Source organism: Pedobacter sp. 22163, from assembly GCF_052045595.1.
Taxonomy (GTDB): domain Bacteria; phylum Bacteroidota; class Bacteroidia; order Sphingobacteriales; family Sphingobacteriaceae; genus Pedobacter.
This window is the reverse complement of record NZ_JBQEPM010000002.1, coordinates 346,291-373,231: the sequence shown is the minus strand read 5'-3', so window position 1 is coordinate 373,231 and position 26,941 is coordinate 346,291. Positions and strand designations below refer to the sequence as shown.

General features: G+C 37.6%; 15 protein-coding genes. 4 read left to right on the top strand and 11 right to left on the bottom strand.

Annotated features, from left to right (window positions below):
- Nucleotides 1-71: 71 nt before the first annotated feature.
- The 8 genes from ACTJKN_RS06010 to ACTJKN_RS05975 form a co-directional block, all read right to left on the bottom strand.
- On the bottom strand, nt 72-2,468 hold the full coding sequence (locus ACTJKN_RS06010) for an ABC transporter permease (protein ID WP_440823455.1): 2,397 nt from the start codon (nt 2,466-2,468) through the stop codon (nt 72-74).
- A 215-nt stretch (nt 2,469-2,683) separates the two neighbouring features.
- Nucleotides 2,684-5,056: an ABC transporter permease gene (locus tag ACTJKN_RS06005; protein WP_440823454.1), complete on the bottom strand. Its 2,373-nt coding sequence runs from the start codon at nt 5,054-5,056 to the stop codon at nt 2,684-2,686.
- 76 nt (nt 5,057-5,132) lie between these two features.
- Nucleotides 5,133-7,514, bottom strand: coding sequence for an ABC transporter permease (locus tag ACTJKN_RS06000; protein ID WP_440823453.1), 2,382 nt, complete (start codon nt 7,512-7,514; stop codon nt 5,133-5,135).
- Nucleotides 7,515-7,670: 156 nt separating this feature from the next.
- Nucleotides 7,671-10,043 carry an ABC transporter permease gene (locus ACTJKN_RS05995; RefSeq protein ID WP_440823452.1) on the bottom strand — a complete coding sequence of 791 codons (2,373 nt, stop codon included), beginning with the start codon at nt 10,041-10,043 and terminating at the stop codon, nt 7,671-7,673.
- 77 nt (nt 10,044-10,120) lie between these two features.
- A complete protein-coding gene (locus tag ACTJKN_RS05990) occupies nt 10,121-12,481 on the bottom strand; it encodes an ABC transporter permease (RefSeq protein ID WP_440823451.1) in 2,361 nt (786 codons plus the stop codon).
- Nucleotides 12,482-12,558: 77 nt separating this feature from the next.
- Entirely contained in the window at nt 12,559-14,928 is a 2,370-nt protein-coding gene (locus ACTJKN_RS05985) for an ABC transporter permease (protein ID WP_440823450.1), read from the bottom strand.
- Between the two features lie 229 nt (nt 14,929-15,157).
- Entirely contained in the window at nt 15,158-15,856 is a 699-nt protein-coding gene (locus ACTJKN_RS05980) for an ABC transporter ATP-binding protein (protein ID WP_055903687.1), read from the bottom strand.
- Between the two features lie 103 nt (nt 15,857-15,959).
- Complete coding sequence (locus tag ACTJKN_RS05975) at nt 15,960-17,204, bottom strand: efflux RND transporter periplasmic adaptor subunit (RefSeq protein ID WP_440823449.1); 1,245 nt, start codon at nt 17,202-17,204, stop codon at nt 15,960-15,962.
- A 319-nt stretch (nt 17,205-17,523) separates the two neighbouring features.
- Between ACTJKN_RS05975 and ACTJKN_RS05970 the strand changes: the two genes are divergently transcribed.
- The 4 genes from ACTJKN_RS05970 (at nt 17,524) to ACTJKN_RS05955 (ending at nt 23,127) form a co-directional block, all read left to right on the top strand.
- Nucleotides 17,524-17,901 (top strand): endonuclease domain-containing protein, encoded by a 378-nt coding sequence (locus ACTJKN_RS05970; protein WP_440823448.1) that lies wholly within the window; start codon nt 17,524-17,526, stop codon nt 17,899-17,901.
- Between the two features lie 137 nt (nt 17,902-18,038).
- The gene (locus ACTJKN_RS05965) at nt 18,039-19,409 is read left to right on the top strand and encodes a sigma-54-dependent transcriptional regulator (protein ID WP_440823447.1); all 1,371 of its coding nucleotides are present in this window, start codon (nt 18,039-18,041) and stop codon (nt 19,407-19,409) included.
- Nucleotides 19,410-19,496: 87 nt separating this feature from the next.
- Nucleotides 19,497-20,852 carry a sensor histidine kinase gene (locus ACTJKN_RS05960; protein ID WP_440823446.1) on the top strand — a complete coding sequence of 452 codons (1,356 nt, stop codon included), beginning with the start codon at nt 19,497-19,499 and terminating at the stop codon, nt 20,850-20,852.
- A gap of 85 nt (nt 20,853-20,937) precedes the next feature.
- Nucleotides 20,938-23,127 carry a bifunctional alpha,alpha-trehalose-phosphate synthase (UDP-forming)/trehalose-phosphatase gene (locus tag ACTJKN_RS05955; protein ID WP_440823445.1) on the top strand — a complete coding sequence of 730 codons (2,190 nt, stop codon included), beginning with the start codon at nt 20,938-20,940 and terminating at the stop codon, nt 23,125-23,127.
- On the opposite strand, the gene ACTJKN_RS05950 is transcribed toward ACTJKN_RS05955, so the two are convergent.
- The 3 genes from ACTJKN_RS05950 to ACTJKN_RS05940 form a co-directional block, all read right to left on the bottom strand.
- Nucleotides 23,124-23,288 carry a hypothetical protein gene (locus ACTJKN_RS05950; protein WP_440823444.1) on the bottom strand — a complete coding sequence of 55 codons (165 nt, stop codon included), beginning with the start codon at nt 23,286-23,288 and terminating at the stop codon, nt 23,124-23,126. The two genes, ACTJKN_RS05955 and ACTJKN_RS05950, sit on opposite strands and share 4 nt — an antisense overlap.
- An 81-nt stretch (nt 23,289-23,369) precedes the next feature.
- Nucleotides 23,370-25,154, bottom strand: a complete 1,785-nt coding sequence (locus tag ACTJKN_RS05945) for a glycoside hydrolase family 15 protein (protein ID WP_440823443.1) — start codon at nt 25,152-25,154, stop codon at nt 23,370-23,372.
- 517 nt (nt 25,155-25,671) lie between these two features.
- Nucleotides 25,672-26,940, bottom strand: a complete 1,269-nt coding sequence (locus tag ACTJKN_RS05940) for a glucose-1-phosphate adenylyltransferase (protein ID WP_440823442.1) — start codon at nt 26,938-26,940, stop codon at nt 25,672-25,674.
- Between the last annotated feature and the right edge of the window lies 1 nt (nt 26,941).

Below are 26,941 nucleotides of genomic sequence, written 5' to 3'. Positions count from 1 at the left end.
CTAAGGTTTAAGGTGTAAGGTTTAGGGTGTTGGCGCATTAACCTTACGCCTTTTCACCTTAAACCTTACCTTTATTCATATTTAAGTGCATCAATGGTGTTTGCATTCGCGGCTTTATAAGATCGAAAGCTTACTGTTATTAAAGTAACCAGCATTGATATCACCATAGCCATAACAAATGGCCAAACGCTCAGATCTACCCTATAGGCAAAACCCGAAAGCCATTTTGAAACGAATAAATACGCAAGCGGCCATGCTACCATGTTTGCGACAAATACCATCAACAAAAAAGATCCGTTAAGCATTTTCACCAATTGTAAGGTAGATGCACCCAAAACTTTACGGATAGCCACTTCTTTCGTTCTTTGCATGGCCACAAAAGAGATTAGACCAAACAAACCTATAAAGGAAATAAAAATGATTACACTGGCAAATACTTTAAATAATATTCCCATAACCCGTTCACTTTCGTAGTAATTTTTTATCCTGTCATTAACAAAATCTGCATCGTAAATGTTGTTCGGAAAAGTATTAGTCCATAAGGCTTCTATTTGTTTCGTTGTAGCGATCAGATGGTTGCCTTCTAACTTTATCGCAGCCTGCCAATATTGATTTTTATCTGCAGAAATAGCCAGACCAGAAATGCTCTCTTTTAACGATTTATCATTATAATCTTTCACCACCCCTACAATAGGAATATTAATTCCACTGGTATTGATTGTTTTGCCCAAGGCATTTTCGGGCCTGGTTATACCGACCTTTTTAAGGAAAGTTTCATTCACCACATATCCATTGGCTGTATCGCTTTTCATAAAAATTTTACCGGCAATTATTTTTAGATCAAAAAGCTTAAAATAATCTTCGTCGGCCTTACAGGTTCGTACCTCGAAGTCTTTATTCATTACCCCATTAAAGGTAAAATTAGTAGAATTTACATTCTGAGATAAAGGTGGTGCCTGGCAATAGCTTAACAACTGTACACCAGGGATTTTCAAAACCCTTTCTTTAAAATTATCACGCTTGCCTCTGCTTATATTGTCTCCGGGCATTCCCACCATTACTACCGCAGCAGAATTAAAACCTAATGGTTTTTGTTGCAGGTAATCCATTTGATTTACAATTACAATGGTTCCGATGATAAGTATAACAGTAATTGCAAACTGAACCACAACCAGGATTTTACGCAGGCTTAAACCGTTATTATTAAGGTTAACTTTATTTTTTATGGCCAAAGCAGGATTGAAGCCTGATATAATCATAGCCGGATAAAAGCCAGCCAAAAAGCTAACAAATGCAACCAGCAAAATCATAAACAAGAAAATGACCGGATGACCGAACAAACTGAAGGTAATTCGATTTTTGAAAAGGTTCTGCATGGACGGTATGGCCAACTCGCTAATAATGCAGGCAACCAATAAGGCAATTAATACCAATACAACCGTTTCGGTTAAAAACTGTACAATAAGCTGTTTACGTTTGCCTCCCATTACTTTACGTACGCCAACCTCTTTAGATCGGTTAATGGCCTGTGCCGTATTTAAATTAATAAAGTTGATACAAGCAGTACAGATTAAAAACAATCCGATAATGGCAAGACCATAAATCTGGCTTTTGGCGATTGTTGCATCTGCAAAATTATCATAACGCTCATCAAAATGGATCTCTTTTAAAGCCTGAAGTCTGTTGACCTGGTTGCCTTCAATTTTCCTATCTGCATAATATTTTTTATTAAATTTTGCCATTGCGCCATCAAGATCTGATTTGCTCAGTCCTTCTTTAAGCAATACATAACTACTTAAGCTTGAGTTTATGCAATCCCAGCAATCCCTATTACCATAATAATTATATAAATTTTGGTAAGCGATTACTATTTTTAGTGGAAAACTTGAGTTTTGTGGCATATCCTGAAATACCCCAGTAACCCTTAATTGTGTCTTTGTACCCAGCGTAATACTTTTGCCTACTGCATTGTTTATGCTACCAAAATATTTAATGGCCATCGCTTCAGATAGGGTTACACTGTTAGGTGCTTTTAAGGCTTCCGCGGGTTTGCCATATTTCCAATTGATGTGGAGTACATCAAAAAATTCGGGTTCAGCGAAGTAAATGCTCTCGTTGCTCTTTAAAATTTCCTTACCGCTATCATCCTTAACATGTACTATGTCGCCCATTTTAGCTATGGCACCAATTTTTTCTATACCGACTATTTCATTTCTCGCTGCCGCGGTAAAAGGTATGGGCACGCCAGCAGAAAAATCATCAAAAGCATTGTATTTCCAATCGGTAACTACCCGATATATCCGGTCTTCATTTTTATAACCTTCATCAAAACTGAGTTGAAAACGGATAAAAATAAAAATGAGGATGCAACTGGCCATCCCGATTGACAGTCCAAGAATATTGATAAGCGTGTAGCCTTTATTCTTCCAAAGGTTTCGCCAAGCGATTCTCAAATTTAATTTAAACATATCAAATAATTAGTAAAATGAAATCTGCAAGCATTTATGCCAATTTTATACCAGGAGTAAAATAAATCATAAATATCTAAAAATCAACAATATACAAACAAATAAAAAGATAAAATGTCCGTTTATGAACAGTACCTGTACGGTACCGAACGGAGAACAGCGTTTGAAGTTAGGCGATAAATTTGCGCTGATCGCCTAACTCCCTCACGCAAGTCTTATTCATATTTAAGTGCATCAACAGGGTTTGCTTTTACGGCACTGTTTGCCTGGACACTTACGGTTACAATGGTTAACAAAATGGTTAGGGCTGCACTGATTAAAAAAGGAAAAAGTGGCAGATCGATTCGATATGCAAAGGTTTCGAGCCACTTTTTGGTTAATATGTACGCCAATGGCCAAGAAACAATATTGGCTATAAGCACCATTACAAAGAATGAGCTGTTAATGAGTTTGAAAATCTGTAAATGACTTGCACCAAGAATTTTCCTTACTGCAATTTCCTTAATTCTACCAGTGGTAATGTATTTTGCAAAGGCAAACAGGCCTAGTATGGCAATAAAAACGGTGAGTATAGCCGCTGCAAAAAATACCGATTGTAATTGTTCTTGTTTTTTGAACAGTTTACCATAAAGCTCATCCAAGAATTCGTATCTAAAATCTTCACCATCCTGAGGATTTATTTGTGGCCATTGTGCTTTCAAAGCAGCTAATGCATCTGCCATTTTGTTTTCGGAAATTTTAAGCATAATTTGCAGCTTGTACCCCCCGCAAGGATTTTTAATCGTATAAATTGTTGGCTGAACAGGACTTTCAAATCCTTGCGTTTTAAAATCTTTAATTACACCAACTATTTTGTAATCGATATCGCAACCTCGAATGGTTTCTCCGATAGGATGTTTAATACCATATTTAGCTACAGCACTTTCATTTATAACCGCAGCATTTACAGTATCCATTTTAAATTCATTCGAGAAAAAACGTCCTTCTTTTAATTTTAAGTCTAAAGTTTTCAAATAATCGAAATCTACATCAACGAAATCAATATTTGCCTTTAAGCCCTTAGCGGTGTAACTATTCACTCCGTTCGTACCACCTGGTATAAACGTGGCCACTGTAGCTGATTTAATTCCCGGTATTTTCAGAATTTTATCTCTAACAGGTTCAAATTTATCCGGCTTGTTAAAAATGGTAATGTTTTTAATGTAAACCACCTGGTTGGCGGTAAACCCTAAATCCTGATTATGCATGTATTTTAATTGCGCATTGATAATAAACAGACCAATCATGAAAATCACTGCAATGCTGAATTGGAAAACCAATAGCCCATTCCGTAACCATGAGCTTTGTTTGCTGGTAGAAAAATTTCCTTTAAGCACCAATGCCGGTTTAAAACCTGATAATACCAATGCAGGATAGATACCTGCAATAATTGTAATCAGGCATAATATCGATGGCAATTGCCAAAACAAATCATTATCGATATGCCAGATCAATAAATTAACTTGAAAGAGATTGTTAAAACTCGGAAGCACCAACTCGGCTATAATTAACCCAAATATGGTAGCAACAAAACATTGTATAAATATTTCTGTTAGAAACTGAACAGTAAGTTGTGAACGAAAGGCACCCATCACTTTTTTAATCCCAACTTCCTTAGCTCGTTTTGCAGCCTGTGCAATACTTAAATTGGTGAAGTTGATACAAGCAATAACAAGAATCAAAATTCCAAGCACAGAGAGGGCGATCAATATTTTGTATGGCGCATCATTACCTGCCTTTGGCCTTAAATGCTGATTTGATAGTGGGTCTAAAAATGTAGAAATATCTTTTAGTTCATTAGTTGTTTTTTTGTTGGTTTTATCCTTTAATAATTCTGTTCTATACAAACTAGTAATTTTTTGCTCAAGATTCGCCACGTCCGTTCCGGGTTTTACCTGTAGGTAAATGGTATAATCATTCATATCATAATTATCCCCCGTACCTAACTCGTTAGCGATAGAAACACCGTCGAAAGTAAAGTTTGAATGCAAATTGTTCTTAATAGAACCAGCTATAATTCCCATGATCCCTGAATTGCTCGCCCCATAGCCAACCATTTCAGGCTTGTTATCCTTTTTATTCGGGAAAAGCGTTTTCAAACTTTCGGTACTTAGGTAATTAAGCCTTTCCGTATCTCCTGCTGGTTTTACAAGGCCACTTTCAGGTTTTATATTGAGGATCTTAGCTGCATTATAATCAACAGCCAGAATCCGTTTAGTAAAAAGCGTGTTTTTGCCATTTTTAATGGTCAATTCAAAAGAACTGTCTTTTATAAGACCAGCTGATTCAACTTCGGCAAAATTTTGCTTGATTGCTTTTGCAAATGGGGCCGCTGTATAATTGGTTTTAAATTCTGGATAGGTTATTCCAACTATGTATACGTTCTTATAATTGGGATTGGTTTTATCAAAACCTGTTTCATAAGTAAAATACATGGTTACCAAAATAAAAGCAGCCAAGGCAATAGCTAAGCCACCAATATTGATGGATGTAATTACCTTGTTTCTCCAGAGGTTGCGTAGTGCAATTTTTAAATTTAATCTAAACATAGGGCGTAGGGTTTGGCGTAAAGTGTTTGGCGTGTAGCGTTTAAACGCTTAGCACCAAACACCTCACGCGCAGGTCTTATTCATATTTAAGTGCATCAACAGCGTTTGCTTTGGCCACTTTAAAGGTTTGCAGGCTTACCGTTAAAATGGCAATAATTACCGAGGTTAAAAGGGCTAGCAAAAAAGGCCATGGATTAATGGTAATCTTATAATCATATTTCTCCAGCCATTTGGCAACAAGAATATAAGCTACCGGAATAGCAATCACATTGGATATGATTACCAGTTTCATAAAATCTTTGTTCAAAAGAACCAGGATATCAGAAAGATTGGCACCCAATACTTTACGGATACTGATTTCTTTACTGCGCTGTTCAGCGGTATATAGCGCTAAACCCAATAAACCCAAGCAGGAAATAAAAATGGCAAATCCTCCAAAAATATTGGAAAGTACACTAAGCAACCTTTCGCTCTTAAGTTTTTCGGCCATGCCCTGACTAACCAGTTTCACTTCAACTGGATAAGCAGGATTTAAACGTTGACTTACCGATTTAATCGCTTCGATTGAGTTAGTAAGCGATTGCTTAGGATTGAGTTTAAGCAGCAAAACCCGACTCGTTTTAACATTGTAATAATAAACTGTTGGCTGTATTTTGGAAGCAAGCGATTCGTTAGAATAATCTTGCACTACGCCTACCACTTTAAGTGGCGGATTATCGCCCCAATGGATAACAGTACCCACAGGGTTTTTTAACCCCATTATTTTAACGGCAGTTTGATTGAGGAGCAGAGATGTAGCTGTATCAGCCGAAAATTTAGGATCAAAATCTCGCCCTGCAAGAATTTTCACACCAGTTGTTTTGGCAAAATCGAAACCTGTACTTCTATAATTAATAATCGAGACATCATTTTTGGGCTTGCCTGGCCATTGAATGTCGCCAGTAATTGAGCCACCAGCTGTAAACGAGCCAGCATATTCTGTTGCAGCAATTGTAGCACCTGCCCGCTCTAATTCATTTTTAAACGTCTGCAATTTCTGTGGCTTTGTCCACTCTCCTTCTAAATCGATCTGTACCAGCGCAGATTGATCAAAGCCTAAGGGCTTGTTTTTAAGGTGCTGAATTTGGCTGTAAATTACAATAGCCGAAATAATCATGCAGATAGAAAGACTAAACTGCACTACCACCAGTATTTTGCGGATAGATAATGAGCCCGTTGAGCCTTTAAAGCCTTTTAATACCTTTACAGGAATAAATGATGAAAGGTAAAATGCAGGATAACTGCCGGCAAGCAAACCGGTCACCAGTACCATAACAAGTAATACGCTCCAAAACTGATAAGCGTTGTAATTAATTTTGATCGCGATATTGAGCAGATTATTAAAGTAAGGCAATGAGACTTCGAGCAGTGTAAAGGCAATTAACATTGCTAAAAAAGACAGTAGTATTGACTCTACCATAAACTGCCCCATTATTGTATTTCTGGTAGAACCCAAAGCCTTTCTAACACCTACCTCACGGGCACGTTTCTCTGACTTAGCAGTTGAAAGATTCATGTAATTGATGCAGGCGATAAATAATACACAAATGGCCAGAAAAACAAATAATCGCAACTGATCAATTTTGCCCCCCACCGATTTCCCATTGTCGAAGTCATCGTATAAATGAAATTTGCTTAAAGGAAAAAGAAAAGGTTCGTATGTCATTTCTTTTAAATCGGGTTCTTTGTTTACGATAAAGTGTTTTAGTGCTGCATTTGTTGCATCTAAAGAAGCATTATCTTTAAGCTGAAATAAGGTTAAACAGGTAATTGCTCCCCATCCATTTTCTTTTTCTGAAGGATTTTCCTGCTCAAAAAAAGCCCAGGGTTGCAAAACATCAAACTGCATGCTTTGATTTTTTGGCAAATCTTGTATTACAGCACTAACTTTTAGGCTTACCCTGTTATCGTATTTAATACTTTGTCCGATTGGATTCTGGCCACCAAATAATTTCTTCGCTGTTGATTCGCTTATAAGTACGTTATTAGGCTCGGATAAAGCAGTAACCGGATCGCCGTAGATAAATTTCTGTTCAAGGATTTTTAAAAAATCAGGATCTACGTTAAATCCTGTTAATTTAAAATTATTCCGGTTATGGCTATATAATTTCTGACCATTGTTCATCGAAATGCGGGCTGCACTTTTAATGCCTGGCAGTTCTGAAACCCCAGCTTTGGCCAGTTTATTCGGAACGGCCATTGTAGTAGCCAGTTTGCCGTTAAACTTTAAATTTAATGCGGCAAAATATACTTTATCGGCATTTTTATATTGCTTATCGAAACTCCATTCGTAGTTAACGTACAAGAGTAACATTAAACAACAGGCCATTCCGATAGCTAGGCCACCAACATTGATCAAAGTGAAGCCTTTGTTTTTCCAAAGGTTACGTAGTGCTATTTTTAGGTTTAGTCTTAACATAGGTTTAAGGTTTAGGGTGTAGGGTTTAAGGTTTGGGCGCATTAACCTTACGCCCTCCACCTGTTAGCCTTCTACCCTTATTCATATTTAAGTACATCGCTTTGGTTTAAGACCTTGGCGCATTAACCTTACGCCTTTTGCCTTAAACCTTAGGCCTTACTCGTATTTAAGTGCATCAACTGGATTGGCATTTGCAGTTTTATAAGCCTGAAAACTTACAGTGATTAATGCCATTAGCAAAGTCCCAACTCCTGCTATCGGCATAATCCACCACGAGATTTCGGTATGAAATTCGAACTTCATCAGCCATTTATTCATTAAATAATAACTCAAAGGAATAGCGATAACGATCGCAACCACAATCATTTTCACAAAAGAGAACGACAGCAACTGCATCAAATTAAATAATGAGGCACCTAATACTTTCCGTACACCAAATTCTTTTGTTCTCTGCTCGGCACTATAAGCTACCAGACCAAAGAGCCCTAAGCAGGAAACAAATATGGCCAGTCCGCCGAAAAGATTTGAAAGGATGCCCAAAGTTTTCTCTGCATTGTATTTTTCAGCATATACATTGTTTAGGAAATTAATTTCAAGAGGATAGGATGGATTTAATGCCTTTGTGATCCTGCTAATCGTTTCGATATTACTTTGAAGACTGTTATTTTCATTTAAACGCATGGTGATGTTTCCCGTTTGTTTCTTATCAAAAAATACCACCATCGGATTATTTGATTTATAAGGCGAATCCCAAACATAATCGTCGAAAACACCTACAATTTTAAATTTATCGCCAAAAATGGTGATTGGTTTACCTACCGGATTTTTATAGTTAAAAATTTTAACAGCCGAAGCACTTACCAGCACAGCACTGGTATCTGAAGCGAAATTTTCTGAAAAATCCCTTCCATTGGTTAATTTAATACCATTGGTTTTGATAAAATCGTAAGTGGTAATTACCTGGTTAAACATTTGGTTGTTTGTAGCTTTCAACATTCCTTCCCATTCTATGCCCGAAAAATTGCGACCATGATGGGATAAACTCACCGACGATTGGAACATTGAGGTAACCGCCCCAGATTTTAGCAGCTCAGTGCGCAGCAGTTCATATTTTGTTTTCAGTTCGCCATCCTGTGGCATTTCTACTAAAGCGTTCACATCAAAACCAACTGGCCTATTTTTAATGTACTGGATTTGCTTATAGATAACCAAAGTGGAAATAATGAGGATAATAGCAAAACAGAATTGTCCAACAACTAATATTTGCCTTAAACTAACCGATAAGAAACCGCCGGATTTAACTTTTCGTTTTAAGGTTTGTATCGGGTTAAAAGACGAGAGGTAAAATGCAGGATAACTACCTGCAATTAACCCTGTAGCTAAAACAATCCCAATAATACCCATCCAACTGGTGCTGGTGAAATAAGAGATATTCAATTTTATATTCAACAGGTTGTTAAAGGTGGGCAAAAAGATCTCGAGGATGGCAATTGAAAAAACCACTGCAATAAAAGTTAACACCATCGATTCTGTTAAGAACTGTACAATCAGCGAAGTCCGGTTGGCACCAATAGTCTTTTTTATGCCTACCTCTTTTGCACGTTTTTCTGATTTGGCTGTAGCCATGTTCATAAAATTAATGCAGGCAATTAAAAGAATTCCGAAAGCTAAACCAACGAATAAATAAATCTGTTCTATTGCGCCGCCGATACTTTTGCCATCTTCGAACTTGCTATATAAATGTAGCTTCGCTAATGGGTATAATACCTGCGATTGCTGATTATTTGTATTATTTCTTTTCTCAATCTGATTGATTTTTTGGTTAACCACATCTAAATTTGCTCCATCTTTTAACATCACCAGCGTTACAAAACTATAATTGCTCCAGTTTAAATCTTTGGCGCTCCGATCAATCGTCTCGTATAAAGACCAAGACATTAAATAATCAAATTTATTGGAACTATTATCAGGTTGATCTTTGATTACACCGGTAATATTCAAATCTAAACGGTCTTTAAAACGTACACTTTTATTCAGTACATCAGCTGTTCCGAACAACACTTTAGCAGTAGATTCCGTTAAAATAACAGAATTTGGATTACTTAAAGCTGTACTGGCATTGCCATAAATAAATTCATAATCGTACATTTTTAAGATATCAGGCTCGGCAAATTTAGATTGACGCTTAAATGCATTTTGCCCGTTAGCTATTAAATTCCTGCCCCCATAGTCCATCCTTGCCATGTACCTAAGTTCTGGCAAACTTTGTTTAATTACTGGGCCGAATGCTGTGGTAGAGCCCTCGAATGTTCCCGCAATTTTACCGTTATCACCTGGAATATTGGTCATCGTGGTAAAAACGTTAGCCGAATTTTTAGCCTGCTTATCAAAGTTCCATTCGTAGGTAACATACAAAAGCAATGTTAAACAGGCAGCCAAACCAATAGCCAACCCAATTACGTTAATAAAAGAGCTAACCTTGTTTCGCCAAAGGTTACGCAGTGCAATTTTTAAGTTTAATCTAAACATAAGGTGTAAGGTTTAGGGCATAAGGTTTAGGGTTTTGACGTATTAACCTTACGCCTTCTACCTTAAACCCTGCACCGTTATTCATATTTTAATGCATCAATAGGGTTTGCCTTTGCCACTTTAACCGATTGAATACTCACAGTGAGTATGGCAATGATTACTGAAAGACTAATGGCGGCTATAAATGGCAAAGCAGAAACCGAAATGCGGTATTCGTAGCCCGAAAGCCATTTATTAATAATAATGTAGGCCAACGGAAATGCAATTACGTTGGCTATTGCCACCAGTTTGATAAAATCTTTGTTCAATAAAGTAAGGATGTTGGCTGTACTGGCGCCCAAAACCTTGCGGATACTGATTTCTTTTTTGCGTTGCTCTGCCATAAATAAAGCTAAACCAAGTAAACCCAAGCAGGAGATAAAAATAGCAAAACCTCCAAACCAGTTTGATAGTGTACCCAGAAGTTTTTCGTTCCAAAATTTCTGTTCAAAATTATCGTCTACAAATCTGATTGTTGCTGGGTATGCAGGATTTAATCTCTTCGATGTTTCATTGATCTTGTTAACAGATGAGGTAATGTTATTTTTATCGTTCAATCGCATAACAATTGTAGTAACATAATTAGCGTTTTGTGCAATAAGCAATGGTTTTGCTTTTTGGTATGGAGATTCCATTACATAATCTTTCACCACACCGATGATTCTTATCGGTTGGCCCCATTCAATCATTTTACCTACTGGATTTTTCATACCCATCACTTTAACCATTGCCTCGTTAACCAGAACATTAGCGGTATCTACAAAATCTTTCGAAAAATCGCGTCCTTGCAAAATTTCCATTCCGGTAGTTTTGGTGAGATCGAGGTTAGTAAACCTAAAATTGACCAGAATTTTATCTTTTTCGTTTTTGCCCGGCCACTTAATTCCATAAGTATTGTTTCCGCCACCGGTTAAAGATGTGCTGTATTCGGTAAAACCTGTTATAGCGCCTGATTTGAGCAGCTCATTTTTTAATATTTCGCGCTTTTCTTTTTTAGAAAATTCGCCTTCGGTAGAGATCTGCACAAGATTGGCTTTATTGTAACCAATGGGTTTATTTTTGATGTAATTTAACTGCTGATAAATAACTGCTGTACAAACAATTAAACAGGCAGCAAAAACAAATTGAAAAACAACCAGAAATTTACGGATGGATAAAGATGAACCACCTGAAAGTTTAAAGCCTTTAAGCACTTTAACAGGATCGAAAGAGGAAAGGTAAAAGGCAGGGTAGCTTCCGGCTATAAAGGCCGTTAGCAAGGTTAATCCTAAAAATACCGACCAGAATTTATAGTCGTTATAATCTATTTCCAAAGTAATACCCAATAGGTTATTAAAGTAGGGTAAGCTTACTTCGATCAGCACAAAAGCTACCAACATACTCAATGTGGTTAATAGAACAGATTCCAACATGAACTGACCAACCAGGTTATTTCTGGATGAACCAATTGCCTTACGTACCCCTACTTCACGTGCTCTTTTCTCTGATTTGGCGGTCGAAAGGTTCATAAAATTAACGCAAGCAATTAAAAGAATACAAAAAGCAAGCAAGAAAAATATCCTTAACTGATCTATCCTTCCGCCCACATTCTGCCCATTTGCGAATTTATCGTACAAATGCCACTTCGAAAGCGGATGCATAAAAGGCTCTCCGTTTGCATCTTTCTCATGCGCTTTAATCATACCCTTTAACTGGTTATTGGCCTGATTAAAAAATGAATTATCCTGAAGTTGTGCGAACATCATACAATAGTTATTGCCCCACCCACTGGTTTTTGTCCATGGGTTTAATTTTTCATATAACTTCCACGACATGATATAATCCAGTTCCAAAGTCGAATTTTTAGGGCGATCTGCTATTACCCCTTCTACCTTTAAATTCTCTTTATTATCTAATTTCACCACTTTATTAAGCGGATCTTCGTTACCGAAAAGATTTTTAGCCAGTGTTTCTGTTAAAACTATGCCATCCACACTGTTCAGAAAGGTGTTGGGATTCCCCTTTAAAACTTTATAATCGAACATTTTAAGGAAATTGGGATCGCCAAAAGTAGCGTTCATTTTAAAATTGTTCTGATTATAAGAAAGGAGCATGGCTTCGGGATACGACAAACGGCTTACTCTTGACATACCAGGAACCTTCGCTTCGATTTCATCTTTCAATTGGCCAGGGAAAGCCATAAAACTAAAAGTCTCTGATGCAGTTTTCTGATTATTGTAAAGCACATACGTTTTATCATAATCGGTAAATTGCTTGTCGTAACCATACTCGTAAGCAACATACAGCAATAAAACCATACAACTAGCTAAGCCAATGGCCAATCCACCCAAATTAATCAGGGTAAATCCTTTATTTCTCCATAGGTTTCGCAAAGCGATTTTTAAGTTTAATTTGAACATAAGGTGTAAGGTTTAGGGCATAAGGTTTAGGGTTTTGACGTATTAACCTTACGCCTTCTACCTTAAACCCTACACCGTTATTCATATTTTAATGCATCAATAGGGTTTGCCTTTGCCACTTTAACTGACTGGACACTAACCGTAAGTATGGCAATGAGTACCGACAACACAATAGCCACAATAAACGGCAATGCAGATATAGAAATACGATACTCAAAAGCCGAAAGCCATTTATTGATAATAACATAGGCCAATGGGAATGCTATAAGATTTGCAATGGCCACCAATTTTATAAAATCTTTATTTAACAACACGAGGATGTTGCCAGTGCTGGCACCTAAAACCTTACGGATACTGATTTCCTTTTTGCGTTGCTCTGCCATAAAAAGCGCCAGACCTAATAATCCTAAACAAGAAATAAAAATGGCGAAACCACCAAACCAGTTTGAAAGTGAACCTAGAATTTTTTCATTTTTAAACTTCACTTCAAAAGATTCGTTCACAAATTTGCGGTTAACAGGATAATTAGGTTCCATTTGCTTTACTAAATCATCAATTTTAGCCAGTGATGAACTGATGTTCTGATTTGGATTTAACCGCGCAATTAGAACCCTCGCATCGTTCTTTCCATTTGCCCTAAAAATCATTGGAGACACTCTTTGGTAAACACTTTCTACCACAAAATCTTTTACAATACCAACTACAGTTAGTTTATTACCCCAGAAAGTAATCACCTTACCGATCGGATTCTTTAAGCCCATCATTCTCACAGCCGCCTCATTTAACAATATGCTAGTTGTATCATTTGGAAATTTTGCAGAAAACGCTCTGCCACTAACCATCTTGGTTCCAATAGTTTCAACAAAATCATATCCTATTGCTCTATGGTTAAAAGAAATTTTCTCATTCGGATTTTTACCTTCCCATTCTACACCCGTTGTATTATCCCCACCTTCAGTAAAATCTGTACTAAAAGAAGTAACATGTGTTGTTGCACCAGCTGCTATAAGTTGTGTTTTAAGCAATTCTAGCTTGCCTGCATCGTTCATTTTGCCAACTACCGCTATCTGAATTAAATTGGATTGATCATAACCGATAGGTTTGTTTTTAACATAATTAAGTTGCTGATAAATTACTGCTGTGCAGATAATTAAACTTGCAGCAAAAACGAATTGGCCAACCACTAGTACTTTCCTTACCGAAGTGGATGAATCTGTTTTAAGGGTGAAACCTTTTAACACTTTTATTGGCTCGAAAGAAGATAAATAAAGCGCCGGATAACTACCCGCAATTAATCCGGTTAAAATCATTAGTCCCACTAATGTTAACCAAAATAGGCTGTTATGATAATCTATTGTTAATTTAATATCTAACAAACTATTAAAATATGGCAAACTCACCTCAATTAAGATAAAAGCTAAAACTGTGGCAATAAATGTGAGGAGTAGGGATTCTAAAAAAAACTGATTAATTAACGATTTACGTGTTGATCCGATTGCTTTACGAACGCCAACTTCTTTTGCCCTACGTTCTGAGCGTGCTGTAGATAAATTCATAAAATTTACACAGGCAATTAACAAGATACAAAAGGCTAACAATAAGAATATTTTAAGCTGATCTATTTTTCCACCTACCGATTTACCGTTTACAAAATCATCGTATAAGTGCCATTTGTTTAAAGGATGTAATAAAGCTACTGCCGTATTATCTTTTTGATTGCGTTTGTAAATGCCATGCATCAAATCATTTGCAGCAGTAAAAAAGTTATTATCCTTTAACTGAACAAGGGTTAAACACATATTATTCCCCCAATTGCCTTCCTTCACCCAGTTTTCTCGTTTTTCGAACAATGCCCAAGGCATGATGCACTCAAAAGTTAGACTACTATTTGCTGGTGCATCTTCTATTACGGCTTCAACCTTTAATGCTTCCTGATTTTCCAGCTTTACCATTTTATTAATAGGATCTTCATTTCCAAATAATTTAGTTGCAAAAGATTTGGTGAGGATGATGGTATTTACATCTTTTAAAGCCTGTGCTGAATTACCTTCAAGAAATTTATAATCCAATATTTTAATAAAATTCTGATCGGCAAATATTGCGCTGCTATTTATTTTATTGTCACCAACAGTAATTAATTGTTTCCTCGGATAAGTAGTGTGAGAGGCATATTTAACGCCAGGAATTTTTTCCTGCACTTCTTTAGCCATCACATTGGGTGTCCACGCCCAGCTAAAAGTTTTACCACTTGCCTCCATGTTTTGATAAACTACATAAGTTTTATCGTGATTAGAGAATTGTTTATCATAGCTCCATTCGTAAGCAACATAAAGTAACAAAACCATACAACTGGCTAAACCAATGGCTAATCCCCCAATGTTAATCAAAGAGAATCCCTTGTTTTTCCAGAGGTTTCGCAAAGCGATTTTTAAGTTTAATTTGAACATTTTTTATGAGGTTGAAGGTTTGGGGTTTAGGGCTTAAGGTCAGGGCGCATAAATCATACGCTTTACCTCTTACCCCTTCTTTTGCCAATCCCAAATCTCCCTATCCAGGAAGATTATTGGGCGGCTATTATTAACTAAACTAAATTTTTACAAAATTTGAGACTCAGAGGTTAGGGGTCAAGGATTCGGGCGTTTTAACCTTTTGCCTTAAACCTGCTACCCCAAGCCTCTATATCAGCTCTTCGTTCCTGCTTTTATTGATCTTTTCAGAAATCACATGTCCATCTTTCAGGTTGATGATTCTATTCGAAAAACTGGCATCATGACTGGAGTGCGTAACCATTACAATAGTAGTTCCGGTTTCATTCAGTTCGCAAAGCAACTCCATCACTTCATTACCGTGTGAGCTATCCAGGTTTCCGGTAGGCTCATCGGCCAAAACCAACTTGGGTTTGGTAACCAAGGCTCTTGCTACAGCTACCCGTTGCTGCTGTCCTCCAGATAACTGTTGTGGAAAGTGACCGCTACGGTTTACAATATTCATTCTTTCGATAATTTCATTTACCAGTTTTTTGCGTTCTCCGGCAGGAATTTTATTATAAATCAGTGGTAGTTCGATGTTTTCGAAAACAGTTAATTCATCAATCAAATTGAAATTCTGGAAAACAAAACCCATATTCCGTTTACGGAAATTAGAACGTTCTCTATCGTTAAGCGTTAAAAGCTCGGTGTCGATAAACTTATAACTTCCACTTTCGGGCTTATCCAATAAACCCATTACATTTAATAGGGTAGATTTGCCACAGCCCGATGGCCCCATGATGGAAACAAATTCTCCCGCTGCAACATGGAGATTAATACCATTAAGTGCAGTAGTTTCTACCTCCTCAGTTTTGTAAACTTTTTCCAGATTTTCTATTTTAATCATAGCTTTTTAGTATCAAGTATATAGTATCAGGAATCAAGACCTGATTGTATTGTTAATTTTATTGTTTATTTGGTTAATTGACGCTAAACGCCTAGCGTTAACCCTATTTATTAATCTCCACCTGATCGTACTGGTTAAACTGATCGTAAGATGAAGTAATTACTTCGTCGCCTTTTTGCAAACCATCCAATATTTCATAGTACAGGTAATTTTTCCGCCCGATTTTAACGTTTTTCTTTGTGGCTTTACCATTATTTACTACAAATACCCAAGAGCCACCTGTACTCTGAAAAAACTGTCCCTGGGCAAGAAGCAACGATTTGCTATTGTCAGACAGGGTTAATTTTGTTTGCAACGATAATCCGCGACGTAAACCTTCAGGAGCAGCACCTTTAAATACCATTTCTACCTGAAACTGGCCGGCTGTAACCTCAGGAATTACCTTACTCACGGTTAAGTTATAAGTTTTACCATTAAAATCACAGTTAGCAGTTTGTCCTTCTTTCACCCGATTGATATAATATTCATCAACTCCTGCCTGAAGTTTATAACCTTGCAACACGTCGATCTTTCCAATCATTTCATTAGAATTATAGGATTTACCTATTACAGGATCATAAGATGACAATTTACCAGATACCGGAGCTTTGATGGTCATGTTTTCGATATTTTTACGGATCATTTCCAAACTTTCGTTCATTTGCCCCATCGATTGATCAATCTGAGCCAACTGCATCTTACGGCTTTGGTTTTCTTGTTTAATCGCTTGACGCACAATTTTCAGCTTGCCCTGGTAATATTCGTAATCCTGATTCGATTTATTAAATTCCTGAAGTGTGATTACTTTTTTAGAGAATAGTGAGCTATCTAATCTGTACTGACGGGTTGCTGTTCTTAAGCTATTTTCTACATCTAAAACATCCTGATTTAAAACCCGCTGATTCTGCTCTAAATCTAACCGCGATTTGCGCAACTGATTAATCTGCTCGGTAGCTGCTGTTTGACTTGAAGTATAACTCAACATGGCATTCGAGTTGGAGATTCTTAATAGTGGGGTTCCTTTAACTACCGAGGCACCATTTTCAGTAAAAATTTCGGCAACTGTTCCACCTTCTGATGAACTTACAATTACCGAGGTTAACGGAACAACACTGGCATTTAATAACACTACATCTTCAAAATCGCCATATTCTACTTTACTGATGGTTAATTTATCGGCATCTGCACTGTAAACTTTTTTGAGTGATAAAGTATAGCCATAAATTACAACTGCCACAAAAGCAATTGCTCCACCTATAATTAACAGGGTTTTAGTGCTAAATCTTTTTTTCTCTATTTTCTTATCCATGTGTTCGGTTGTACTGTTTGGTTTCACTAATAACCAAGCTTATGCCAAAAGCACAAAACACATTTAAAACACTAATAATCAACAAATTAATAGTTATCTTATTTTTTATATGTTCATTATCGGACAGTTGATGTGCGGGAGCGGACAGTTTTGGTATTTTTGCCTCACCCCTTCATCCCCTCTCCATGTGGAGAGGGGGCTGGGAGTAGATAGAAACATGCAGAAAAGAGAAGGTTAAAAAGGCCTCTTTTTAAAGAGAATTCATATCATAAAAAACAAAACCATTATATTTAATTAACTTGACATAAGTCTATTAGATATGGAGGAGTATAAGGATAAGTTATTTCATGGTGCCAATTTGAAGCTGTTTGAGTTTTCGAAAGCATTACGGAAAAATCAAACGGAGGCTGAAGAAATCATGTGGCAATGTTTGAGGAATAGAAAAATCCTCAATTTTAAATTTAGGAGGCAGCATCCAGTACATAAGTTTATTGCAGATTTTTACTGCCACGAGGCTAAATTAATTGTTGAAATTGATGGAGGAATACATAATCATCACGAAAATCAAGAATATGATCAAAACCGTACTGATGAACTTAAGGAGATTGGAATAACGATAATTCGATTTACGAATGAGGATGTAAATAATAATCTGAATGAGGTTATAAATGTTATTAAAAGATACCTTTCTCCTTGAGGATAGAGAGGCAGGCACAAAAAAAACCACACCATACAAGAACATTAGGTTCAAACCACTTTACCACAAATCCCTCTCTTGAAGGAGAGGGACAGCAAAAAAGAATAAATATATACTAACTTTAATAGGGAGAGGTTATGCTTGACGCCACAGTTTTAATTATCGACGATGACGACGATATCCTGCTTAGTGCCCGTTTGTTTTTAAAGCAGCAGGTAAAGCAGGTAATTACCTGTAAATCGCCTAAAGAGATCAATGTTTTATTGAGCAAAAATGAAATTGATATCATCTTGCTGGATATGAACTATCAAAAAGGAGCCAGTGATGGCCGCGAAGGTCTTTATTGGCTAGAACATATTTTATCTATTGATAAAGATTATGTAGTCATATTAATGACTGCTTTTGGCAATGTTGAACTGGCAGTAAAGGCGATTAAAAAAGGAGCTACCGATTTTATTCTTAAACCCTGGGAAAATGAGAAGCTGTTTGCCACCCTTTCTTCGGCATCTAAACTGCGCGAATCGACCAAAAAGGTAAAGAAACTAGAAAAAATACATTCATCGCTCCAAAAAGACCTTACGCGTGGTTTCGAGAATATTGTTGGACAGGCAGATGAAATAAAACAATTACAGAATACGCTCTTAAAAGTAGCACCTACTGATGCCAATGTGCTCATTCTGGGCGAAAACGGAACGGGAAAACAAGTTTTTGCTTATGAAATCCATGGTAATTCGCAAAGGAAAAACCAGGTGTTTATGCATGTTGATTTAGGCTCGTTAAACGAAAATTTATTTGAAAGCGAATTATTCGGTTATGCTAAAGGTGCTTTTACCGATGCCAAAGAAGATAAACCAGGTCGTTTTGAGCTGGCCGATGGAGGAACAATCTTTTTAGACGAGATTGGAAATTTGACATTACCGCTTCAGGCTAAACTTTTAAGCGTTTTGCAAAACCGTACAGTTACCCGTTTAGGTGAAAGCAAAGAACGCAAGGTGAATGTCCGTTTAATAACGGCAACCAATATGCCCTTGAATGAAATGGTAGCTAAAAATACATTTAGGCAGGATTTACTGTTCCGCATTAATACTGTTGAGCTTTTATTACCAGCCTTACGTAAACGTGGAACAGATATTCTACTTTTGGCCAATCATTTTATGCAGGTTTTTAGCTCGAAATACCATAAAGACATACGAAAACTAAGTAATAAGGCCCAAGAAGCACTTTTACAATATAAATGGCCAGGCAATGTCCGTGAGTTACAGCACGTTTTGGAAAGAGCCGTTATTATGAGCGATGGTGCCGATATTGCAGAAGAAGATTTGCAGTTAAGTCCACAGCGATACGCCCAGAACAACGCTATACCAGATGAAATGGCACTTGAGGATATGGAAAAAATGATGGTGCAGAAAGCAATTGATAAACACAAAGGAAATATATCAAAAGCCGCAGCAGAACTCGGTTTAACCAGAGCTGCGCTGTATAGAAGAATCGAGAAATTTGGAATCTAAGAGAGGTGAACGGTATAAGGTTTAAGGCGTAAGGTTAATCACCAAACAAAACCTTAAACCCTATACCTCAAACCCTAAACCTTAACTATGTTTTATCAACGTTTTACTTTCCGTTTAATATTTCGCCTGTTGATTATCAATCTGCTGGGCTATCTCCTATTTTACCTGATTAAAAATACCCAGCTCTGGTTTACCATCATTGGCGTAGCTTTAATTTTATTGGGTACGATTATTTCCCTTTATTACTATATCAATCAGATCCGATCAGATATCAACCGTTTCATTTTAGCTGTTAAAACGAGAGATCATACCCTAAATTTTAAAAACAAAGTAACTAAGGGCAGTTTCCCTGAATTATACGAATCGTTCAGCGATATTTTACAGGTCCATAAACAGATCAGATTGGAACAGGAAGCGATGTTTCAGCTGATTAAAACCATTCTAGAGCAGGTTCCCGTTGGTGTAATCGTGGTAAATAACACCAATCAGGAAGAGAATGAAGAGGTTGCATTTTTTAATCAGGCAGCCTCAAATCTTTTAGGCATCCCAGCATATAAGTATTGGCACCGGGTAAAGCAACACCTCCCCACCTTTGCAGCAGAAATAGAGCAGATCTTATCGGGTGGAAAAAGGTTTCTGGAATTGAAAATCCAGGATAAACTGATTCAATTATCAACCGAAGTTATTCCGTTAAATCTTTACGGAAACAATTATACCATTATCAGTTTCCAAAACATTAAAGACGAAATTGAACAAAAAGAAACGGAAGCATGGAATAGGTTAATTGGTGTAATCTCACACGAAATCTTAAACTCAATTACTCCTATAAGTTCATTATCGGATACGATCAACCGGATGGTAACCGATAAAAAGAACCTAACAGAAGATGAAATGGACGATCTGAAAACGGCTTTACAAACCATACAAAGAAGATCTTCTGGTCTATTAGATTTTGTAAAGGATTATCGCCTAATTGCCGAGCTGCCTACACCAAACCTCGAATCACATACCATTGGTGAAATACTGAAACACATTAAGGTATTGATGCAGCCATTTGCCAAAGTTAAAAATGTGGTACTGGATGTAGAACAAACCTCTTCAAAAATCACCATTCAGCTGGATCTGAAATTAATTGAACAAGTGCTGATCAACCTCATTACCAATAGTATTTATGCTGTAGAGGACAGAGAACACCCACACATCAACGTAAATTACCGGTTAGAAAACACCAAACTATATATTGATGTTACCGATAATGGAAAAGGCATCGATGCCAGTGATCTCGAAAAGATTTTTGTGCCATTTTACACCACCAGGAAAAATGGATCAGGAATAGGATTGACCATTAGCCGCAACATTATGAAAATGCACAGAGGCAGCATAGAAGTTGTTTCAATGCCAGATAATGGCACTACTTTTTCTCTGGTATTTAATTACGTTTAATCATTTGAATGTTTTTTTGACCTAAAAAATCAAACAAAACCAGTTTTGATATGCTTTTAATGATGTGGATACATCAAATACAAGCATGAAGACAGTTATAATATCGAACAGACTACCCGTTAAAATCATTGAAGAAAACAACGAATACACCCTTATTCCAAGTGAGGGCGGCCTTGCCACAGGATTAGGAGACGTTTATAAATCAGGCAATTCCATTTGGATCGGCTGGCCCGGCATAGAAGTACCTGAAGAACGACAGGAAGAAGTTACTCAAAAACTTGCCGCATTAAACCTATATCCAGTTTACCTTACCCAAAACGAAATCAATTTATATTACGAAGGCTTCTCGAACGAAGTATTATGGCCGGTTTTTCATTACCTTGTTACCTACGCGCATTACGAACAAAGTTATTGGGACTGCTACCAATCGGTTAATGAGAAATTTGCAAAAAGTGCCATGAAGGTATTGGGCAGAAAGGATAAAATCTGGGTTCAAGATTACCAATTACTCCTTTTACCAGGCATTTTAAGAGAAAAACTCTCAAATGCTACAATTGGGTTTTTCCAACATATCCCTTTTCCATCATACGAAATATTCCGTTTAATCCCCTGGCGTGAAGAACTATTGAACGGCTTAATTGGTGCCGATTTAATCGGTTTTCATACCTATGACGATGTTCGCCATTTTATTAGTACGGCAACACGTTTACTCCCTGTAAATTCATCATCAAACATACTCAGCAGCAACGAACGGCAAATTGTAGTGGAAGCTTTTCCAATGGGGATTGATTTCGATAAATTTTCGGGTTTAACGGCAACTGAGCGAGTGCAACAAGAGATCGACTATTTCAGGACAGGTAAAGAAGAAATGAAAGTAATCTTGTCTATAGATCGGCTCGATTACAGCAAAGGCATATTAGAAAGATTAAAGGCTTTGGAATTATTGCTCCAGCACCATCCTGAATATATCGGCAAAATTGAGCTTTTTATGATCGTTGTACCCTCTCGGGATACCGTACCAAAATATAGCGAACTCAGAGATCAGATTGATCAGTTCGTTGGAAATTTAAATGCGAGGTACCGTTCAATGAACTGGATTCCGGTAAATTATTTTTACCGCTCTTTCCCTATTGAAGTACTATCGGCCCTTTACTCCACAGCAGATATCTGTTTGGTTACGCCTATGCGCGATGGAATGAATTTGGTAAGTAAAGAATATGTGGCCAGCAGAAATAATAATGATGGTGTATTGATTTTAAGTGAAATGGCGGGAGCTTCCAAAGAATTAACTGATGCCATAATCGTAAATCCCAATAACATTGGTGATATTATGGAGGCCATTGTAACAGCGCTTAAAATGTCGCCATCAGAACAACAAATGCGTATGAAAGCCATGCGTGCAATTGTGCAAAAATTCAATGTTAAACATTGGGTTAACAATTTTATTTTAAGATTAAACGAAGTGAAAGATTCTCAAAAATCGTTATTAACAAAACATGCAGTAAATGCTATTAATGAAGTGATTGTAACTAAATATGCGCAAACGCAAAATCGTGTGCTATTTTTAGATTATGATGGTACCCTTGTAGATTTTACCGGAAATATTGATGACGCTTCTCCGGATGCCGAATTGTACGATTTGATTGAGAACCTAACCCTTGATAAGGCAAATAAAGTGGTTATTATCAGTGGCAGACGAAATGAAACCTTAGAACATTGGTTTGGTCATTTAAAAGTTGATCTGATTGCCGAGCATGGTGCATGGCAAAAATCGTACGGAGATAAATGGAACAGCCTGCCCTTACTTACGGACCAGTGGAAACAAGAAATAAAAACGCTACTGGAAACTTATACAGACCGTACCCCAGGATCGTTTATTGAAGAAAAAAGTTACTCATTAGTTTGGCACTATCGGAAGGCCGAAGAAGGACTTGGCGATTTAAGGGCCAATGAAATTATCAGCCACATGAAAATCTTGGCTGCAGATAAAGGACTGCAACTTATGCCGGGCAATAAGGTAATTGAGTTTAAAAATATGGAGGTTAACAAAGGCAAGGCTGCCTTAAACTGGTTATACGATAAAAAACCTGATTTTATTTTGGCCCTTGGCGATGACCATACCGATGAAGATATTTTCAGGGCATTACCAGATGATGCTTTTACCATTAAAGTTGGCAACAACATTTCGGAAGCAAAATACTACCTAAATGATTTTAATGAAGTGCGAAAACTGCTTTGGAGCTTAGTAAAAGAAGAATTTGTAGGGCGGAGTTAATACCAACCTACATTTTCACTAAATAAATCGTCATTGCGAGAAGGCTTTTTCAGCCGACGAAGCAATCTTACAACCATCGCTACCAGCGTGCGCATTAAGATTGCTTCATACTTCGCAATGACGACTTTATTATAAATTAATGCCAAAGTCTGTTTCCCCATAGACATTTAGCTTTGACAACTTTAACATGCAGTGTGCAGATAAAAGTTGTCAAAGCTTTTTTGTTGTAATCCACCCTATCCTTACAAAAATATCGGTCTATCCAGTTTAATTGCAATGCGATAAGCTGCATTCATTAAACCCACATGACTATATGCCTGGGGGAAATTACCCCATTGGCTACCCGTTTTAGCATCAACATCTTCACTGAACAAAAGAAGGTGATTACAATATTTAATAATATTTTCGAATTCTTTAATCGCTTCATCCGTCCGGCCAACACAGGCCAAAGCTTCCACATACCAAAAAGCACAGATTAAAAATGTTGTTTTTGGCTTACCGAAATCGTCAGCATGTAAGTAACGGTAAAATAGCCCATCTTCTGTTTTCAACTCCTTTTCTAAAGCGATTAAATGATCTTTCGCGCGATCTGAGGCCGGATCCAAATAATTCATCATAATCAACTGTAAAGTACTGGCATCTAAATGCGGGCTTCCTACTGCATTAGTATACACTTTTCTTTCCGGATCATAGCAGGCTTCTATATGTGCCGCAGCCTTACCAATCAAAATCTCTGCACGCTTCTCGAAATCCTCGTTCCCAATGGTTTTAGCCATTTTTAAAGCAGCCTGCGCTCCTGCCCATTGAAATAGGTTACTATAACAATGTACATTGGCGATATTCCTGAATTCCCAAATCCCGGCATCCTTTTCATCAATTGTCCGTTCAATTTTAGAAAGCACACTTTCAATCCACTTTACCGAATCGCTACGTTCTGAAAAAACAAAACGGTGGTCGGTATAAAGTGGTAACATAGAAATTAAAACCTGACCGTAAATATCATTCTGAATGTGTTCGTAGGCCTGGTTTCCTATTCTAATGGGCTGCTCGCCTTTATAACCTTCCAGATGGCTTAATGTATGCTCAGTAATTTCCCTTTCTCCTGCAATCCCATACAAGGGTTGATAACGTGTATCCTCAGCATGCGAAATATCAGAGAGGTAATTAAAATACTTCTCCATTTCTTCAAAATGGCCGATATGGTTAAGTGAGGTTAATACGTAGTGCGAATCTCTTAACCAGCAATACCTATAATCCCAGTTTCGGGTACTGCCGGGCGATTCGGGTAAACTAGTAGTACTGGCCGCTATAATTGCACCAGTATCTTCATATTGATGGATTTTCAGCACCAAGGCCGACCGGATTACAAAAGGTTGGTAAAAACCCGCTATTGACGAGTGTTTAATCCACAATCGCCAATAGGCTATGGTTTCCCGCAAAAAATTTTCGGCGGTACTTACTACAGGGGCCTCTAAATTTTGACCATAAGTCATAACGAGGTATTTGGCCTCATTCAGTACAAATGCCTTTTCGTCAAAAATATAAGTTAGCGATACATTGGTACTTAAGCGGATATTTTCATCACAACCCAAATAATCAATATGATTACTGCCCCTACTCGACTTCATTTTACCTTTCCCATAATCGCATACCGGCTCGCATTTGATGGTAATGCGCGGATTCCCTGACAAAGGTTCGATCTTTCTGATGAACATTAGCGGTTTAAAATAGCGATCGTATAAATGAAAACGCGGTGCAAAATCTGTAATCCGGTATTTCCCGTCTTCGGCAGTAATTTCCGTCCTTAAAACATTGGTATTTTCAATATAATATTGATTGGAGCTAAATTCACCTTGTGGTAAAATCGAAAACTCGCCTCCCTTTTTCTCATCCAATAAACTGCCAAATACAAAAGGGCTATCGAAACGTGGCCAGCAAAGCCAAGATATATCAGTATTTTTATTTACGTGTGCAATGAAAGCGCAATTTCCTATAATTCCTGTTTGATAAAGGTGCTGTTCGGCCATAGATTATAATTTTGTTTATTTACTAACAAGCCGATCGGAAAAATGTTAGCGAGAAATGTGAAAAAGCCGTTAAAACGATTAAGCTCTTTTTTTTGGAAAGCGGGGTCCTGTGCGTTTCGGTTGCAATAGTCCCTGCTATCGCTGCAAGTCCATCGCTGTGGGCTTTTCGCTATATCAGGTTTATTTAGCAAAGACTTCCGAAGTTTCAAAGGGCCTTAACGCAGGCTAAATCGGAAGTCTGATGATACGCCATAAATCCGCGTTAGGGATTGTAAGGGTTTAGTACCGATCCTTCTCGGTACCGGAGCAAAGCGCAGCCCTGAAAAATCCCGACCCTTGTGCAGCTTGGGTAACGCCCAAATCAGTTAGCAGTTAATAGTTTTTTAAAACGGCTTATTTTTTAAAACCTGAGCGGTCTGATAAAAGATTCTTCAGTGTGCTCAGCATGACAATCAGGCAATAAAAAAAGCCAGCCCCGAAAAATCGCGACTGGCCTAGTTAATGAATAATGATTATCTTAAATTACTGTTCCACTGGGTACAACAGCACCTTTTTTAATTACCACGATACCGTCTTTAACGGCATAAAGCTCAAAGTCTCCGTCTTCCAAATGATCGCCGCCATTAATTTTTACATCATTGCCAATGCGACAGTTTTTATCGATGATGGCATTATTGATAAAACAACGGTCGCCAATACCAATTAATGAATTCCCTTTATTGGTTTCTTCCTGAATTTCTTCAAGTGTCTGGTACCGGTCGCTACCCATAATATAGGCATTGGTAATTACCGTATCCTGTCCGATTCTCGACCTGATCCCTAAAACAGCATGCTCTACTCTGCTGGCCTGAACAATACAGCCTTCAGCGATAATGGTTTTATCCAAAGTGGTACCCGAAATTTTCGACGGCGGCAACATCCGTGCCCTGGTGAAAATAGCATGATTGCTATCGAACATATTAAATTTAGGAATTTCATCTGTTAAGCCTAGATTAGCTTCAAAGAAAGATGAAATATTTCCAATATCGGTCCAATAGCCTTCGTACTGAAAGCTTAAAACCCTGCTCTCAGAAATCGCCCTTGGCAAAATCTCTTTACCAAAATCCTTTTCTTCTTCGTTCTCATTTAAGATATTGATCAGGTACTCGCGGTTGAAAACGTAAATACCCATTGAAGCCAAGAAATTACGTCCTTCGCTCTGCATTTCTGCACCAGTATCCGAAACCCAGTCTTCTAAACCGGTTTTAGGCTTTTCGATAAAAGAGGTAATCATGTTTTCTTCATCGGCCTTTAAAATACCAAAATCTGTTGCATCTTTTGCCGTTACCGGAATAGTGGCAATGGTAATTTCTGCATTGGCTTCGATATGTTTTTCGATCATATCCTTAAAGTCCATTTGGTACAGCTGATCGCCTGACAAAATCAAAATATAATCGAACTCGTGCGAAACAATGTGATGCATACACTGACGAACAGCATCTGCTGTCCCCTGGAACCAACCTGAGTTTTGTACAGTTTGTTCAGCCGCCAGAATATCAACAAAAGCCGTACTAAAATGGCTAAAGTGATACGTATTTTTAATGTGTTTGTTTAGGGATGCTGAATTAAACTGGGTTAACACAAACATTCGATGAATTCCAGAATTTAGGCAATTCGAAATCGGAATATCTACCAATCGGTATTTACCAGCAATTGGAACTGCCGGTTTAGAACGTGTTTGTGTTAGCGGCGATAATCTAGAGCCCTGGCCACCGCCAAGGATAACGCCTAAAACTTTGTCAGTCATG

Excerpts from the sequence above, each read along its gene's own strand:
- ACTJKN_RS05950 (WP_440823444.1), bottom strand. The coding sequence starts at position 23,288 with ATGGGGAAACAGACTTTGGCATTAATTTATAATAAAGTCGTCATTGCG.
- ACTJKN_RS05970 (WP_440823448.1), top strand. The coding sequence starts at position 17,524 with ATGGAGGAGTATAAGGATAAGTTATTTCATGGTGCCAATTTGAAGCTG.
- ACTJKN_RS05955 (WP_440823445.1), top strand. The coding sequence starts at position 20,938 with ATGAAGACAGTTATAATATCGAACAGACTACCCGTTAAAATCATTGAA.
- ACTJKN_RS05985 (WP_440823450.1), bottom strand. The coding sequence starts at position 14,928 with ATGTTCAAATTAAACTTAAAAATCGCTTTGCGAAACCTCTGGAAAAAC.
- ACTJKN_RS06000 (WP_440823453.1), bottom strand. The coding sequence starts at position 7,514 with ATGTTAAGACTAAACCTAAAAATAGCACTACGTAACCTTTGGAAAAAC.
- ACTJKN_RS05995 (WP_440823452.1), bottom strand. The coding sequence starts at position 10,043 with ATGTTTAGATTAAACTTAAAAATTGCACTGCGTAACCTTTGGCGAAAC.
- ACTJKN_RS06005 (WP_440823454.1), bottom strand. The coding sequence starts at position 5,056 with ATGTTTAGATTAAATTTAAAAATTGCACTACGCAACCTCTGGAGAAAC.
- ACTJKN_RS05940 (WP_440823442.1), bottom strand. The coding sequence starts at position 26,940 with ATGACTGACAAAGTTTTAGGCGTTATCCTTGGCGGTGGCCAGGGCTCT.
- ACTJKN_RS05960 (WP_440823446.1), top strand. The coding sequence starts at position 19,497 with ATGTTTTATCAACGTTTTACTTTCCGTTTAATATTTCGCCTGTTGATT.
- ACTJKN_RS05965 (WP_440823447.1), top strand. The coding sequence starts at position 18,039 with ATGCTTGACGCCACAGTTTTAATTATCGACGATGACGACGATATCCTG.
- ACTJKN_RS05990 (WP_440823451.1), bottom strand. The coding sequence starts at position 12,481 with ATGTTCAAATTAAACTTAAAAATCGCTTTGCGAAACCTATGGAGAAAT.
- ACTJKN_RS05975 (WP_440823449.1), bottom strand. The coding sequence starts at position 17,204 with ATGGATAAGAAAATAGAGAAAAAAAGATTTAGCACTAAAACCCTGTTA.
- ACTJKN_RS06010 (WP_440823455.1), bottom strand. The coding sequence starts at position 2,468 with ATGTTTAAATTAAATTTGAGAATCGCTTGGCGAAACCTTTGGAAGAAT.
- ACTJKN_RS05945 (WP_440823443.1), bottom strand. The coding sequence starts at position 25,154 with ATGGCCGAACAGCACCTTTATCAAACAGGAATTATAGGAAATTGCGCT.
- ACTJKN_RS05980 (WP_055903687.1), bottom strand. The coding sequence starts at position 15,856 with ATGATTAAAATAGAAAATCTGGAAAAAGTTTACAAAACTGAGGAGGTA.